The organism is Pseudomonas sp. RA_15y_Pfl2_54 (genome assembly GCF_963971015.1).
Lineage (GTDB): Bacteria > Pseudomonadota > Gammaproteobacteria > Pseudomonadales > Pseudomonadaceae > Aquipseudomonas > Aquipseudomonas baetica_A.
Window position 1 is genome coordinate 89517 of record NZ_CAXAPN010000003.1, and the last position, 14415, is coordinate 103931.

Below are 14415 nucleotides of genomic sequence, written 5' to 3' on the forward strand. Positions count from 1 at the left end.
GAGGACTGGGTTGAAGGATGCTCACTGCGCCATCGAGGGCTTCTCCCAAAGATTGATCCCGCCCTCTTGGGCAAACCGGTCAATCTCTGCCAGTTCTTCAGCACTGAAGCTCAGATTCTTCAACGCCCCGACGTTCTCGATAATCTGCTCCGGTCGGCTTGCGCCGATCAGCGCCGAGGTCACGCGCGGGTCACGTAGCGTCCAGGCCAGTGCCAGTTGCGCCAGGCTCTGGCCACGACGCTTGGCGATCTCGTTCAGCGCACGGACGTGGGCGATGTTGGCTTCGGACAAATGCGAAGCCTGCAGCGAACCACCGCCCGGACGATTGACCCGCGCATCCGCCGGCACGCCGTTGAGGTATTTGTCGGTCAGCAGACCTTGCGCCAACGGCGTGAAGGCGATGACGCCAGTGCCGAGTTCATCGGTGGTGTCGAGCAGGTCTTTTTCCACCCAGCGGTTGAGCAGGTTGTACGCCGGCTGGTGAATCAGCAGCGGCACCTTCCACTCTTTGAGCAGCGCGGCGATCTCGCGGGTTTTCACCCCGGAGTACGACGAGATGCCGATGTACAACGCCTTGCCCTGTTGCACGGCGCTGGCGAGGGCGCTGGCGGTTTCCTCCAGCGGGGTGTCCGGATCGAAGCGATGCGAATAGAAGATGTCCACATAGTCCAGGCCCAGGCGCTGCAGGCTCTGATCAAGGCTGGCCAGCACATATTTACGCGAGCCACCGCCCTGACCGTAAGGGCCAGGCCACATGTCCCAACCGGCCTTGCTGGAGATGATCAACTCATCGCGGTATGGCTTGAAGTCTTCGCGCAGCAGGCGACCGAAATTGATCTCGGCGCTACCGTACGGAGGGCCGTAGTTGTTGGCCAGGTCGAAGTGGTTGATCCCCAGGTCGAACGCAGTGCGCAGCAGGGCGCGCTGGGTGTCGATCGGCGTGCTGTCGCCAAAGTTGTGCCACAGGCCCAGCGATAGCGCCGGCAGCACCAGACCGCTGCGCCCGACGCGGCGGTAAGGGATGGACTCATAGCGGTTTTCGGCAGCGGTGTAAGTCATCGAATCCTCTCTTGTTTGATGAACAGCTAATGGACGATTGACGTAACCCCTGTGGGAGCGGGCTTGCTCGCGAAGGCGTCAGAACCGTCGATGATTATCCACCCTGCACACCCCAATCATCCTCTTCGGCCTGATCCTGGCAGGGTGCTTGAGCACCGAGTCTTGATCCGACTCGGCGCTCAACCCACGATCAACGCACCAGATGCAGGAACTGCATGTGCCGTTCGTACTGGTCGAGGATGTCGTTGATGATCTGCTCTTTGGTGTAGCCGACCATATCGTAGTCCTGACTGCCCTCGCTCAGGTGCACTTCGGCGCGGTAGTAGCGGCGATTGTTGAGCTGCTTGGAGCCCATGCCACCCCGGGCGAATGATGGCGTGAAGTAGCCGCGCATCTGCACTTGGTAGATGAACGCATGCTGCTCGCCATGGCCGATTTCCAGGCTGACGCTGTCGTTGGCCGGGTCCGGCTGGGTGACCACGTTCAGGCCTTTTTCGACAAACACCGCCGTCACTTCTTCAATTGCCGGGCGCACGGTGGTGTCCATGAAACGGTACACCTCGTCACGCGACGGGAAGTGCACGGCCTGGCTCAGACGCTGTCGCCAGCCCCCTGAACCACGCCGCGAGCCGGACACCGGCGCCAGCGAGTGCAGTTGCGCGATCTGCTTCTGCGACTCCAGATAGAACGCCTTGTGCAGGCCCCACATCATCAAAAGCAGGATCAGCGAGAACGGCAACGAGGTCAGCACCACCGCCGACTTCAGTGCATCGATGCTGCCGGAGAATAGCAGCGAGCTGGTGATCAGCGCCGTCATCACGCCCCAGAACACCCGCAGCCATTTCGGCCCGTCTTCGTCCGGGTTGCCGCCCTTGGCCGACAGTGTCGAGAGCACCACGGTACCGGAGTCGGCTGAGGTGACGAAGAACACGAAGCTGATGAACACCGTCACAGCGATGACGGTTTTGCTCCACGGGTAGGTTTCCAGCAACAGATAAATGCTCATCGACGGGTTGTCGAGGGCCGACATGCCGAGCGCGCTCATGCCGTGATTGAGCACCTGATCGAGGGCGCTGTTGCCGAAGATCGACATCCACGCCAAGGTGAAGCCGAGCGGGATCAGCAGCACGCCGAAGACGAACTCACGAATGGTGCGGCCACGGGAAATCCGTGCGATGAACAAGCCCACGAAGGGCGACCATGCGATCCACCAGGCCCAGTAGAACACCGTCCAGCCGCCAAGCCAGTCGCTCGGTGTGTCATAGGCGTAGAGGTCAAAACTCTTCATCGGCAAGGCACCGAGGTAGTCGCCAACGTTCTGGATCAAGGTATTGAGCAGATGCTGGGTGGGGCCGGCGAACAGCACGAACAGCAGCAGCGCGCAGGCCAGCAGCATGTTGATGTCGGACATCACCCGCACGCCTTTATCCACACCGGCGACAGCCACGATGATCGCCGCGCCCATCATCAGGGTAATCAAACCGACTTGAATCCACTGGGTGTGCGCGATGCCGAACAAGTAGTCCAGGCCCGAGTTCAGGTGCAGCACGCCAAAGCCCATATCGGCGCCGAGGCCGAACACGGTAGCGATGATGCCGAAGCCGTCCACCGCGTAACCGATGGGGCCGTTGATGCGTTTGCCGATCAGTGGATACAGCGCCGAACGCAGGGCCAGCGGCAGGTTGTGACGGTAGGCAAAGTAGGCCAGCGCCATGCCGACGAAGGCGAACACCCCCCAGCCGTGCAAGCCCCAGTGCAGAAACAGAATCTGCATCGCCTGGCGCGCCGCGTCCGCCGTGCCGGCCTCGCCTTGCGGCGGTTGCAGCATGTGGGTCAGCGGTTCGGACACGCAGAAGAAAAACAACGTGATGCTGATCCCGGCAGCGAACAGCATGCCGGCCCAGGACAGGTAACTGAATTCGGGTTCGTCGTGGTCGGCACCGAGTTTGATCTTGCCGTAGCCGGATAACGCGGTGACCACCACGAAGACCAGATACAGGCTCATCGCGAGCATGTAGTACCAGCCGACCGTATTGGCCGCCCAGTTCTGCGCAGCCAGCAGCCAGGCACCGGCCTGTTGTGGCATGGCGATGACCACAAGACCAAAGAGCAGAATGACCGTCGCGGCGAAGTAGAACACCGGCGGATTCATGCGTACCAGGCCGCTGGCGGGGGTTGACGATGCACTCATGAAACGCGCACCTCGATGGATTGAGACGTGGCTGAAATGATCGGACTCAGCAAAGGCAAGCCTCCTGTTGTGAGCGGGCAGCGAACCACCGGTTTAACTTGAATGAACGTTCAAGTTAAACATGGATAGGACGCTAACGACTAATCGTACGGCCAGCCGGTCGTGTTCCTACGCTAGCTCAAGGTGAGGTATGACGTGGAGTTGGAGAGATTGGTTCAGTGGAGAATTGGCGCAGGGACATTATCTGGATTCGCCCCAAGACCCATTCGTGAGCAAGCCCCCTCATTCCAGCTATGGGAGCGGGCTTGCTCGCGAAGAGGCTGGATGCCGCAACAAAAATCAGAGGCTACTTCTGCGTCCCGTCATCATGCTGCAAATTGGCCTGGGTCAAATTGCACCCCGCCGGCACGCTGCGGGTCAGCCACACGTTGCCGCCGATGGTCGACCCCTTGCCGATGGTGATCCGCCCAAGAATCGTCGCCCCGGCATAAATCACCACGTCGTCCTCGACAATAGGATGGCGTGGATGGCCCTTCTGCAATTGCCCGTCTTCATCGGCCGGGAAGCGCTTGGCGCCTAACGTTACCGCCTGATAGATCCGCACACGCTCACCAATGATCGCCGTCTCGCCAATCACCACACCCGTGCCGTGATCAATAAAGAAACTACGGCCGATCTGCGCGCCCGGATGGATATCAATGCCGGTGGCCGAGTGCGCAATTTCTGCGCTGATCCGCGCCAGCAACGGCAGCCCTGCACGATACAAATGGTGGGCGAGACGATGGTGAATCACCGCCAGAATCCCCGGGTAGCACAGCAGTACTTCATCCACACTGCGCGCCGCCGGATCGCCGTGATAGGCCGCCAGCACATCGGTGTCGAGCAACGTGCGCAAGCCCGGCAATGCCAAGGCAAAATCCTGAATGATCTGGAGCGCCCGGGTCTCCACTTCGCTGTCGTCCTGGGCGCTGTGGCGGGCGACGTAGCGCAGTTCCAGACGTGTCTGGGCGAGCAACGCATTCAGCGCGACATCGAGGGTGTGGCCGACGTAGAAGTCTTCGCTTTCCTCACGCAAATCCACCGGCCCCAGACGCATCGGGAACAATGCCCCACACAGCGCTTCAAGAATCTGCGCCATCGCGGCGCGGGACGGCAGTTCGCGCCCACCCTGCTCGCCGGATGCCCGGCCATTCTGGGCGCGCCACTGATCCCGCGCGCTGCGCAGTTGACTGACGATGGTCTGTAATTGCCAATGGCTGGAACGCTCGCTCACGATAAAGACTCCTCACGGGCGGCCGGAGTGCCTGGCCGCGTCAACGGCGACTACTTTAAGGCATGCCTGTGAGGGCGAATTAAGAACCGATAGTGCTGGGCTCAGTCCATTTGGCTATAAGCGATTGATGGTTGCCCGTGCAAAAGCGCGTGCCTATAGTCCCTTCATCTTTCTCCTCCAGTACGCAACCATGATTAAACAACAGCTGGATCGCTTTACTCGCCTGGAACTGCTTGGCCAGCCGACCCCACTGGAAAAACTTGAGCGCCTGTCCACCTGGCTCGGCCGTGACGTCTACATCAAACGCGATGACCTGACGCCGCTGGCCATGGGCGGCAACAAGCTGCGCAAACTCGAGTACCTCGCCGCCGACGCCCTCGCCCAGGGCGCCGACACGCTGATCACCGCCGGTGCGCTGCAATCGAACCACGTTCGCCAGACGGCGGCGCTGGCCGCCAAACTCGGCCTGAGTTGCGTGGCGTTGCTGGAAAATCCGCTGGGCACCGAAGACAGCAACTACACCGGCAATGGCAATCGCCTGCTGCTGGATCTGTTCGACACAAAAGTTGAGCTGGTCGACAACCTCGACAACGCCGATGAACAACTCGCGGCCCTCGCCGTGCGTCTGCGCAGCAACGGAAAAAAACCGTATCTGGTACCGATTGGCGGCTCCAACGCCCTCGGTGCCTTGGGTTATGTGCGTGCCGGGCTTGAGCTGGCCGAACAGATCAAAGACACCGGGCTCGACTTCGCCGCCGTGGTACTGGCATCGGGTAGCGCCGGGAGCCACAGCGGCCTGGCGCTGGCGTTGAGTGAGGCATTGCCGCAACTGCCGGTGATCGGCGTGACCGTGTCGCGCACTGAAGAAGAGCAGCGCCCGAAAGTGCAGGGGCTGGCGCAACGTACTGCTGAGCTGCTCGGCGTTGAGCTGCCGGCCAGCTTCAAGATTGAGCTGTGGGACGAATATTTCGGCCCGCGTTATGGCGAACCCAATGCCGGGACGCTGGCAGCGGTGAAGTTGCTGGCCAGTCAGGAAGCGGTGTTGCTCGACCCGGTATACACCGGCAAGGCCATGGCCGGGTTGCTTGATGGCATCGGTCGGCAGCGCTTCGAAGAAGGCCCGATCATCTTCCTGCATACCGGCGGGGCGCCGGCGTTGTTTGCCTATAAGGACTTCTTGTAAGCGGAAGACGAGACCGTTCCCACGCAGAGCGTGGGAAGGTTTTATATTCAAATAAGGAATATCAATTTAAATATTAAGTATTTTCAAGTCTAACCAAGTCGTCATATAGTCTCGCCGCAGGCGAATTTCGCGCGAGACGCTTAAGCTGCTTTAAGGCAGGATAGCGCTGTCGTCCAATTCCCGAATTCGCCAACTTTCCTTAAGCGTCTTCCATAAGAAAACACAGGGGCTTGTCATGAATTTTTCCGCACTACGTCGCAATCTGCTGGTCGGTTCGCTGGGCCTGGCGCTGAGCGCCGGTCTGATCAGCCAGGCGGTTGCCGGTGAGCAACTGCAACAGATCAAGGACAAAGGCGTAATCAACGTCGGCCTGGAAGGCACTTACCCACCGTTCAGCTTCGTCGATGCCGACGGCAAGCTGTCCGGTTTCGAAGTCGAGCTCTCCCAAGCGCTGGCGCAGAAACTGGGCGTCAAAGCCAAGATTCAGCCGACCAAGTGGGACGGTATTCTCGCGGCGCTGGAATCCAAGCGCCTGGACATAGTGGTCAACCAAGTGACCATCTCCGAGGACCGCAAGAAGAAGTATGACTTCTCCCAGCCGTACACCATCTCCGGGATTCAGGCGTTGGTGCTCAAAAGCAAAGAAGCCGCGCTGAACATCAAGACCGCAGCTGACCTGTCCGGCAAGAAAGTCGGCGTAGGCCTGGGCACCAACTACGAACAATGGGTTCGTGCCAACGTGCCTGGCGCTGACGTGCGCACCTACGATGATGATCCGACCAAGTTCGCCGACCTGAACAACGGCCGTACCGACGCCATCCTGATCGACCGCCTGGCCGCGCTTGAATACGCCAAGAAAGCCCCGAAAACCGTGGCGGCCGGTCAAGCGTTCTCCCGTCAGGAGTCCGGCATTGCCTTGCGCAAAGGTGAACCGGAACTGCTGGCTGCCGTGAACAAAGCCCTCGACGAGCTGCGTGCCGACGGCACTCTGGCCAAGATCTCGGAAAAATACTTCCAAGCTGACGTCACTCAATAATGGAAGAAGCTTTCCAACTCGCACTCGACTCCGCGCCCTTCCTGCTCAAGGGCGCGTACTACACGGTCGTCCTCAGCCTTGGCGGGATGTTCTTCGGCCTGCTGCTGGGCTTTGGCCTGGCGTTGATGCGTCTGTCGCGTTTCAAAACAGTCAACTGGCTGGCCCGTATCTACGTGTCGTTCTTTCGCGGCACGCCGTTGCTGGTGCAACTGTTCGTGATCTATTACGGCTTGCCGCAAATGGGTGTGGAACTCGACCCCCTGCCCGCCGCGCTGATTGGCTTCTCGCTGAACATGGCCGCTTACGCCTGTGAAATCCTGCGCGCGGCGATCGGTTCGATCGAACGTGGCCAGTGGGAAGCTGCGGCGAGTATCGGTATGACCCGCGCGCAGACTTTGCGCCGGGCCATCCTGCCGCAAGCGATGCGCACGGCACTGCCGCCGCTGGGCAACAGCTTCATTTCGCTGGTCAAGGACACCGCGCTGGCCGCCACCATCCAGGTGCCGGAACTGTTCCGTCAGGCGCAGTTGATCACCGCCCGGACTTTCGAAGTCTTCACCATGTATCTTGCCGCCGCGCTGATCTACTGGATTCTGGCCACAGTGCTCTCGCACTTGCAGAACAAGTTGGAAGAGCGGGTCAACCGGCACGACCAGGAGTCCTGACCCCATGATTGTCGTGGAAAAACTGACCAAGCAATTCAAGCATCAAGTCGTGCTCAACGGCATCGATCTTGAAGTCAAGGAAGGCGAGGTCGTGGCAATCATCGGCCCCAGCGGCTCGGGTAAAACCACGTTCCTGCGCTGCCTGAACTTCCTTGAACAACCCACCAGCGGCCGGATCAAGGTCGGCGATATCGAGATCGATACCAGCCGCCCGCTGAACCAGCAGCAAAGCCTGGTGCGCAACCTGCGCCAGCATGTGGGTTTCGTGTTCCAGAACTTCAACCTGTTTCCCCATCGCACTGCCCTGGAAAACGTCATCGAAGGCCCGGTCGTGGTCAAGAAGATGCCGCGCGAGCAAGCCATTGCCCTGGGCATGAAGCTGTTGGCCAAGGTCGGCCTCGCCGGTAAGGAAGACGCCTATCCGCGTCGTCTCTCCGGTGGCCAGCAACAGCGCGTGGCGATTGCCCGGGCGCTGGCAATGGAGCCGGAAGTGATCCTGTTCGACGAGCCGACTTCGGCCCTCGATCCGGAACTGGTGGGCGAAGTACTGGCGACCATCCGCGGCCTCGCCGAGGAGAAACGCACCATGGTCATCGTCACCCACGAAATGGGCTTCGCCCGCGACGTGGCCAACCGCGTGGTGTTTTTCGACAAGGGCGTGATCGTCGAACAAGGTGAAGCCAAAGCATTGTTTGCCGACCCCAAAGAAGAGCGCACCAAACAGTTTCTCAGCAAGTTTTTGAATCACACCTGAAAACCCTTGCTGTGCGAGACGTCAACTTCCATGGATGGAAGTTACCTTTTTCGCTGCGTAAAACTTTCCTGAATATATACAACCTGCCTGGAACCGATGCGATACATGTATATATTCTGAAACCACTATTGCGTGTATAAAATCCGCCCCGCCTTTCATCACAGCTACCAAATAACGCTGCGCCAAAACTGGCAAAAAGCCCGGAGTTCTGTGGTCTCGTTCACCATACACCCTAGGCACACGGCTTCAACAACGTAGGAATATTCTGATTAGTTCGTAATTCATTGATTAACTAACGCCGTCTATTGACACCCCTTCCCGCACACTCTTATCTAGTCGCCAACCGGCGCTACTTAGTTCAATCAACCCGCACTAACTTGAACATCAGTTCACAGATTTATTGCCCGTTGATTCACGCCTTTTGTTCTTTCAGAAACGGACTTCGCTGCAAGGCTTCAAGGAGAGAAATCGATGACTCGCACTTCGCATACCCCCGAACTGGCAGCGCCGACCCTGGCGTCAGCGCAAAAAAACGGCATCAATCTGGCTGCTGCCGCTCATCTGTTGATCGAGGTGTCGCCCTACCCCGACATGGACTGCGGCGACCTGATCGAACTGTTCTGGAACAAATGCTATGTCGCCTCCAAGGTACTGACGACCGAGGACGTTGGCGCGACAGTCAACCTGCGGGTGCCGGAAAGTTTTATTGTCAATGGCACCGCCCGCATTCACTACCGGGTGATGCAGGTCGGCCAAGGCCCGGCGCTGTCGGCGGCAAGCCGTGTGCAGGTCAAACTCGATTGCCCGGGCGGCCAACCGTCGGCATTGTGCGGTGACGAAAACCAGCAACTGGCGCCGGTAACGATCCCTGACACCATTCGCCGCCAGGGCGTGAACCCGAACCAGATCAAACGCGGTGTGCCGTTGACCATCGAGCCTTACACGAACATGGCCGAGGATGACGCCATTACTGTGCGCTGGGGTGATGTTCGCATGGATCTGGCGCCCATCACGGCAGCGGATGTCGGCCTGCCGATTCAGGTCTGGGTACCGCCGGCAGTGATTGTCGAAGCCGGCGAGGATCTGCGCCTGGACGTGACCTATTGCATCCTCGACCGGGTCGGCAACAACTCGCGCTGGGCGCCGCCAAGGACGCTGAAGATCGGTTGCGTGAATCCTTATCTGAAAGTGCCGTTGAAGCCCACCTGCAAGGCGGCTGAATCCCGCAAAAAATAAAGCCTAAGGCGGAGTGAGGAGCCTTGGCCCCTCACCGCAAAGGGCTTGAGCATCCCGACCATCACATCTTCATATGCATATTCCTAAAAGTTAGTTCATTTAATTTTTATACACGCTTAGGGTATATAAACCGGACCACCGGACATTCTTTCGTTCGCCGCACTTCGCGGCGTTATTCATGAGATGTGAGGTAGGTCGTATGGTCCGGAACACAATCACCCCAGTGCAGATCGCCAGGGCATTGCGTGCAGCCAGGGAGTGGCGCTGATGTCCAGTCTGGCAGACGCGAACGTCCAGTCTGATCTGGACATCGCCCCCTTGTTGTTGCCCGCGCAGGTCCTGCGCAACGACGCCCAAGCCATTGAGGCCGCCCATGAGCTGGCGCAAGTCGCGCTCGTGCAAGCCGCCAATCGCGACCGCCAGCGCCAGTTGCCTTGGTTACTGATCGAACAGTTCACCCGCAGCGGTCTGGGCAGCATTGCAATCGCGCGCCAATACGGTGGCCCGCAGGTTTCGTTCGTCACGCTGGCCGAGGTGTTCGCGATCATTTCCGCCGCCGATCCGGCGTTGGGACAGATCCCGCAGAACCAGTTCGGCATCATCCATCTGCTGCTCGGCAGTGCCACCGACGCGCAAAAACAACAGTTGTTCCAGAGTGTTCTCGAAGGCTGGCGCATCGGCAATGGCGGCCCTGAGCGTGGCACCAGAAACACCCTCCAATTGAAAGCGCGAATCACCGCCGACGGCGACGATTACCTGCTCAATGGCCAGAAGTTCTATTCCACTGGCGCGCTGTTTGCGCACTGGGTTGCGGTCAAAGCGCTCAACGATGATGGCAAGCAAGTGCTGGCGTTCGTCCGACGTGGCACGCCAGGTTTGCGCATTGTTGATGACTGGTCGGGCTTCGGTCAGCGCACCACCGCCAGCGGCACGATCGTGCTCAACAACGTGCGCGTCGAAGCGGCTCTTGTCGTTGATAACTGGAAGATCAACGAAACCCCGAACACCCAAGGCGCAATCTCGCAATTGATTCAGGCGGCGATCGACGCCGGCATTGCCCGTGGCGCTATCGAAGACACCATCGAATTCGTCAAAACCCGTTCGCGACCATGGATCGACGCCAAGGTCGAACGCGCCAGCGATGACCTCTACGTGATCGCCGACATCGGCAAACTGAAAATCGAACTGCACGCCGCCCAGGCGCTGCTGCGCAAGGCCGGGCAAGTGCTCGATCAAGTGCACGCCGCGCCGATAACGGCCGAGTCCGCCGCCCGCGCTTCAATTGCCGTGGCCGAAGCCAAAGTGCTGACCACCGAGATCTCGCTGCTGGCCAGCGAAAAGCTTTTCGAACTGGCCGGCAGCCGCGCGACCCTCGCCGAATTCAACCTCGACCGTCACTGGCGCAATGCCCGGGTGCACACCCTGCACGACCCGGTGCGCTGGAAATATCACGCGGTCGGCGCCTATCACCTCAATGGCAAGCTACCGGCTCGCCACTCCTGGATCTGACGACCGCACACCTTCTCAAGAGCCTTGGAGAAACCTATGCCTCTTTCCCATCCCGTCGCGGTCATCACCAGCGATGAGCAAGCCCTGATCATCGCCAGCGACCTGGCCGAAGATTTCAAACGCGACAGCGCCGTGCGGGACCGTGAGCGGCGACTGCCGCTGCCGGAACTCGACGTGTTTTCCCGCTCCGGCCTGTGGGGCATCAGCGTGCCGAAAGAATACGGCGGCGCCGGTGTGTCCAACGTGACGCTGGCCAACGTCATCGCCCTGATCGCTGAGGCCGATGGCTCTCTCGGGCAGATTCCGCAGAACCATTTCTACGCCCTCGAAGTGCTGCGAGTGAACGGCAGCCACGAACAGAAACAACGGTTGTACGCCGAGGTTTTAGCCGGTCAGCGCTTCGGCAATGCGCTGGCGGAACTGGGCACCCAAACCGCCCACCATCGCGTCAGCAGCCTCAAGCGTGAAGGCGAGGGCTATCGCATCAATGGCCGCAAGTTCTATGCGACCGGCGCGATTTACGCGCAACGCATTCCAACGTCCGTCGTCGATGAAAACGGCGTGCAGCAACTGGCCTTCGTGCCTCGCGACAGCCAGGGCCTGAGCGTGATCGACGATTGGAGCGGCTTCGGCCAGCGCACCACCGGCAGCGGTTCGGTGCTCTTCGAAGACGTGTATGTCGCCGCCGAAGACGTGATCCCGTTCCAGAGCGCCTTCGAACGTCCGACCACCGTCGGTCCGCTGGCGCAGATTCTTCACGCCGCTATCGACACCGGCATCGCCCGCGCCGCTTACGAAGATGCGTTGCACTTTGTGCGTAGCAAGACGCGCCCATGGATCGACGCCGGCAACGACAACGCCACCGAAGACCCGCTGACGTTGAAGAGCTTCGGCCACTTGAGCATTCGCCTGCACGCCACCGAGGCGCTGCTGGAACGCGCCGGTGAGTTCCTCGACAAGGCTCAGGCCCAGACCAGCGCCGAAACGGTCGCCGCCGCCTCGATTGCCGTCGCCGAAGCACGGGCGATCAGCACAGAAATCTCCCTCACCGCCGCCAGCACCTTGTTCGAACTGGCCGGCAGTCAGGCCACCCTGATCGAGCACGGCCTCGACCGCCACTGGCGCAACGCCCGCGTGCACACGCTGCACGATCCGGTGCGCTGGAAGTACCACGCGGTGGGCAATTACTACCTCAACGATGAAAACCCGCCATTGCGGGGCACGATCTGATGAGCAAGAAAAAGATCCTGCTCAACGCGTTCAACATGAACTGCATCGGCCACATCAACCACGGCTTATGGACGCATCCACGCGACAACTCAACCCAGTTCAACAGCATTGAATACTGGACCGAACTGGCGCAGTTGCTGGAGCGTGGCTTGTTCGACGGTTTGTTCATCGCCGACATCGTCGGCGTGTACGACGTCTACCAGAACTCGGTGGACGTCACGCTGAAAGAGTCGATCCAGTTGCCGGTCAACGATCCGTTGCTGCTGGTGTCGGCGATGGCGGCGGTGACGAAAAACCTCGGTTTCGGCCTGACCGCCAACCTCACCTATGAGCCGCCGTATCTGTTCGCCCGACGCCTGTCGACCCTCGATCATTTGAGCCGTGGCCGCGTCGGCTGGAACATCGTCACCGGTTACCTCGACAGCGCCGCAAAAGCCATGGGCCTGCGCGAGCAGGTCGAGCATGACCGTCGTTACGATCAGGCTGACGAGTACCTGGAGGTGCTCTACAAACTCTGGGAAGGCAGTTGGGAAAACGGCGCGGTGCTCAATGATCGCGAGCAGCGGATCTACGCCCAACCGGAGAAAGTGCACAAGGTCGAGCACAAGGGCGAGTTCTATCAGGTCGAGGGTTATCACCTCTGCGAGCCTTCACCGCAGCGCACGCCGGTGCTGTTCCAGGCCGGCAGTTCCGATCGCGGCTTGCTGTTCGCCGGGCGTCACGCCGAGTGCGTGTTCATCAGCGGCCAGAACAAACCGTCGACCAAGGTGCAGGTGGACAAAATCCGCGCCAGCGCCGTCGAGGCCGGGCGCAATCCCGAGGACATCAAGGTGTTCATGGGCCTCAACGTCATCGTCGGCGAAACCGAAGAAGCGGCGTGGGCCAAGCACGCCGAGTACCGGAGCTACGCCAGTGCCGAGGCCGGCGTGGCACATTTTTCGGCGTCCACCGGCGTCGACTTTTCCCGGTACGCGATCGACGAACCGATCCAGTACGTGAAGAGCAACGCCATCCAGTCCGCGACCAAGAATCTGCAGAACAACGACTGGACCCGACGCAAATTGCTCGAACAGCACGCTCTGGGCGGTCGCTACATCACCGTGGTCGGCTCGCCTGCGCAAGTGGCGGATGAGCTGCAATCGTGGATCACCGAAACCGGGCTGGACGGCTTCAACCTCACGCGCATCGTTACCCCGGAAAGCTATGTCGATTTTATCGAGCTGGTGATTCCGGAGTTGCAACGGCGTGGGTCGTACAAAACCGCGTATGACAGCGGCAGCTTGCGCGAGAAGCTGTTTCACGCAGGGGCGCAGTTGCCCGAGCAACACATCGGATCTTCATTTCGTCGCTAAAAGCTTCGCGAGCAAGCCCGCTTCCAAAGGGGAACGCATTCCAAATGTGAGAGCGGGCTTGCTCGCGAAGAGGCCCTACCAGACACCCATATTCATGCACTGACTGGAAACCACACCATGACCCAGAAATTCCTGACCCACCCAGTCAAAGCACTGGCCCTGACCTTCGGCCTGTTCAGCTCGGCGGTATTCGCCGCCGATGCACCACTGAAAATCGGCACCACCGCCGCGTTCGCGATTCCGCTGGAAGCCGCCGTCGAGGAGGCCTCCAAACAAGGCCTGAAAGTCGAGCTGGTGGAGTTCACCGACTGGATCGCACCGAACGTCAGCCTCGCGGCCGGCGACATCGATGTGAACTACTTTCAGCACATCCCGTTCCTTGAAAACGCCAAGGCCGCCGCCGGTTTTGACCTGGTGCCGTTCGCCCCGGGGATCATCAACAACGTCGGCCTCTATTCGAAAAAATACAAAAGCTTCGACGAGTTGCCTGAAGGCGCCAGCGTCGCCATCGCCAACGACCCGATCAACAGCGGTCGCGGTCTGCAACTGCTGGCCAAGGCCGGGTTGATCACGCTGAAACCGGGCGTTGGCTACAAGGCCACCGAAGACGACATCGTCGCCAACCCGAAGAAAATCAAAATCCTTCAGGTCGAAGCCGTGCAACTGGTGCGCGCCTATGACGACGCCGATCTGGTCCAGGGCTACCCGGCCTATATTCGTCTGGCCAAGACCTTCGATGCCGGCTCCGCGCTGCTGTTCGACGGTCTCGACCACAAGGAATACGTGATCCAGTTCGTCATCCGGCCCAAGAGCAAGGACGATCCGCGTCTGATCAAATTGGTCGACATCTACCAGCACTCGCCGGCCGTGCGTGCCGCGCTGGATAAGGCCCACGGCAAGCTGTACCAGGCCGGTTGGGAAAGCTGA

The 14415-nt window shown here is 60.0% G+C and carries 12 protein-coding genes; 9 read left to right on the plus strand and 3 right to left on the minus strand.

Going from position 1 to position 14415, the window contains the following annotated elements; translation table 11 throughout:
* Positions 1 to 21: 21 nt before the first annotated feature.
* From mgrA to epsC, 3 genes are all read right to left on the minus strand, one after another.
* Positions 22 to 1059 (minus strand): L-glyceraldehyde 3-phosphate reductase, encoded by a 1038-nt coding sequence (gene mgrA / locus AACY50_RS03325; protein WP_339431569.1) that lies wholly within the window; start codon positions 1057 to 1059, stop codon positions 22 to 24.
* A gap of 190 nt (positions 1060 to 1249) precedes the next feature.
* Positions 1250 to 3211 (minus strand): choline transporter BetT, encoded by a 1962-nt coding sequence (betT, locus tag AACY50_RS03330; protein WP_339431664.1) that lies wholly within the window; start codon positions 3209 to 3211, stop codon positions 1250 to 1252.
* Positions 3212 to 3596: 385 nt separating this feature from the next.
* Entirely contained in the window at positions 3597 to 4523 is a 927-nt protein-coding gene (gene epsC / locus AACY50_RS03335; RefSeq protein WP_339431570.1) for a serine O-acetyltransferase EpsC, read from the minus strand.
* Between the two features lie 190 nt (positions 4524 to 4713).
* On the opposite strand from epsC, the gene AACY50_RS03340 reads away from it, so the two are divergent.
* From AACY50_RS03340 to AACY50_RS03380, 9 genes are all read left to right on the plus strand, one after another.
* Positions 4714 to 5706, plus strand: coding sequence for a D-cysteine desulfhydrase (locus AACY50_RS03340; RefSeq protein ID WP_339538136.1), 993 nt, complete (start codon positions 4714 to 4716; stop codon positions 5704 to 5706).
* A gap of 235 nt (positions 5707 to 5941) precedes the next feature.
* A complete protein-coding gene (gene tcyJ, locus AACY50_RS03345) occupies positions 5942 to 6742 on the plus strand; it encodes a cystine ABC transporter substrate-binding protein (RefSeq protein ID WP_339495485.1) in 801 nt (266 codons plus the stop codon).
* Positions 6742 to 7407 (plus strand): cystine ABC transporter permease, encoded by a 666-nt coding sequence (tcyL, locus tag AACY50_RS03350; protein WP_339431573.1) that lies wholly within the window; start codon positions 6742 to 6744, stop codon positions 7405 to 7407. The genes tcyJ and tcyL overlap by 1 nt, the downstream gene beginning before the upstream one ends.
* A 4-nt stretch (positions 7408 to 7411) precedes the next feature.
* Positions 7412 to 8161: an L-cystine ABC transporter ATP-binding protein TcyN gene (gene tcyN, locus AACY50_RS03355; RefSeq protein ID WP_339431574.1), complete on the plus strand. Its 750-nt coding sequence runs from the start codon at positions 7412 to 7414 to the stop codon at positions 8159 to 8161.
* Between the two features lie 471 nt (positions 8162 to 8632).
* Complete coding sequence (locus AACY50_RS03360; protein ID WP_339463960.1) at positions 8633 to 9397, plus strand: hypothetical protein; 765 nt, start codon at positions 8633 to 8635, stop codon at positions 9395 to 9397.
* Between the two features lie 267 nt (positions 9398 to 9664).
* Positions 9665 to 10906, plus strand: coding sequence for an SfnB family sulfur acquisition oxidoreductase (locus AACY50_RS03365; protein ID WP_339538137.1), 1242 nt, complete (start codon positions 9665 to 9667; stop codon positions 10904 to 10906).
* 36 nt (positions 10907 to 10942) lie between these two features.
* Positions 10943 to 12136 (plus strand): SfnB family sulfur acquisition oxidoreductase, encoded by a 1194-nt coding sequence (locus AACY50_RS03370; RefSeq protein ID WP_339431577.1) that lies wholly within the window; start codon positions 10943 to 10945, stop codon positions 12134 to 12136.
* Positions 12136 to 13488: an LLM class flavin-dependent oxidoreductase gene (locus AACY50_RS03375; protein ID WP_339538138.1), complete on the plus strand. Its 1353-nt coding sequence runs from the start codon at positions 12136 to 12138 to the stop codon at positions 13486 to 13488. The genes AACY50_RS03370 and AACY50_RS03375 overlap by 1 nt, the downstream gene beginning before the upstream one ends.
* Before the next feature lie 117 nt (positions 13489 to 13605).
* A complete protein-coding gene (locus AACY50_RS03380; RefSeq protein ID WP_339495483.1) occupies positions 13606 to 14415 on the plus strand; it encodes a MetQ/NlpA family ABC transporter substrate-binding protein in 810 nt (269 codons plus the stop codon).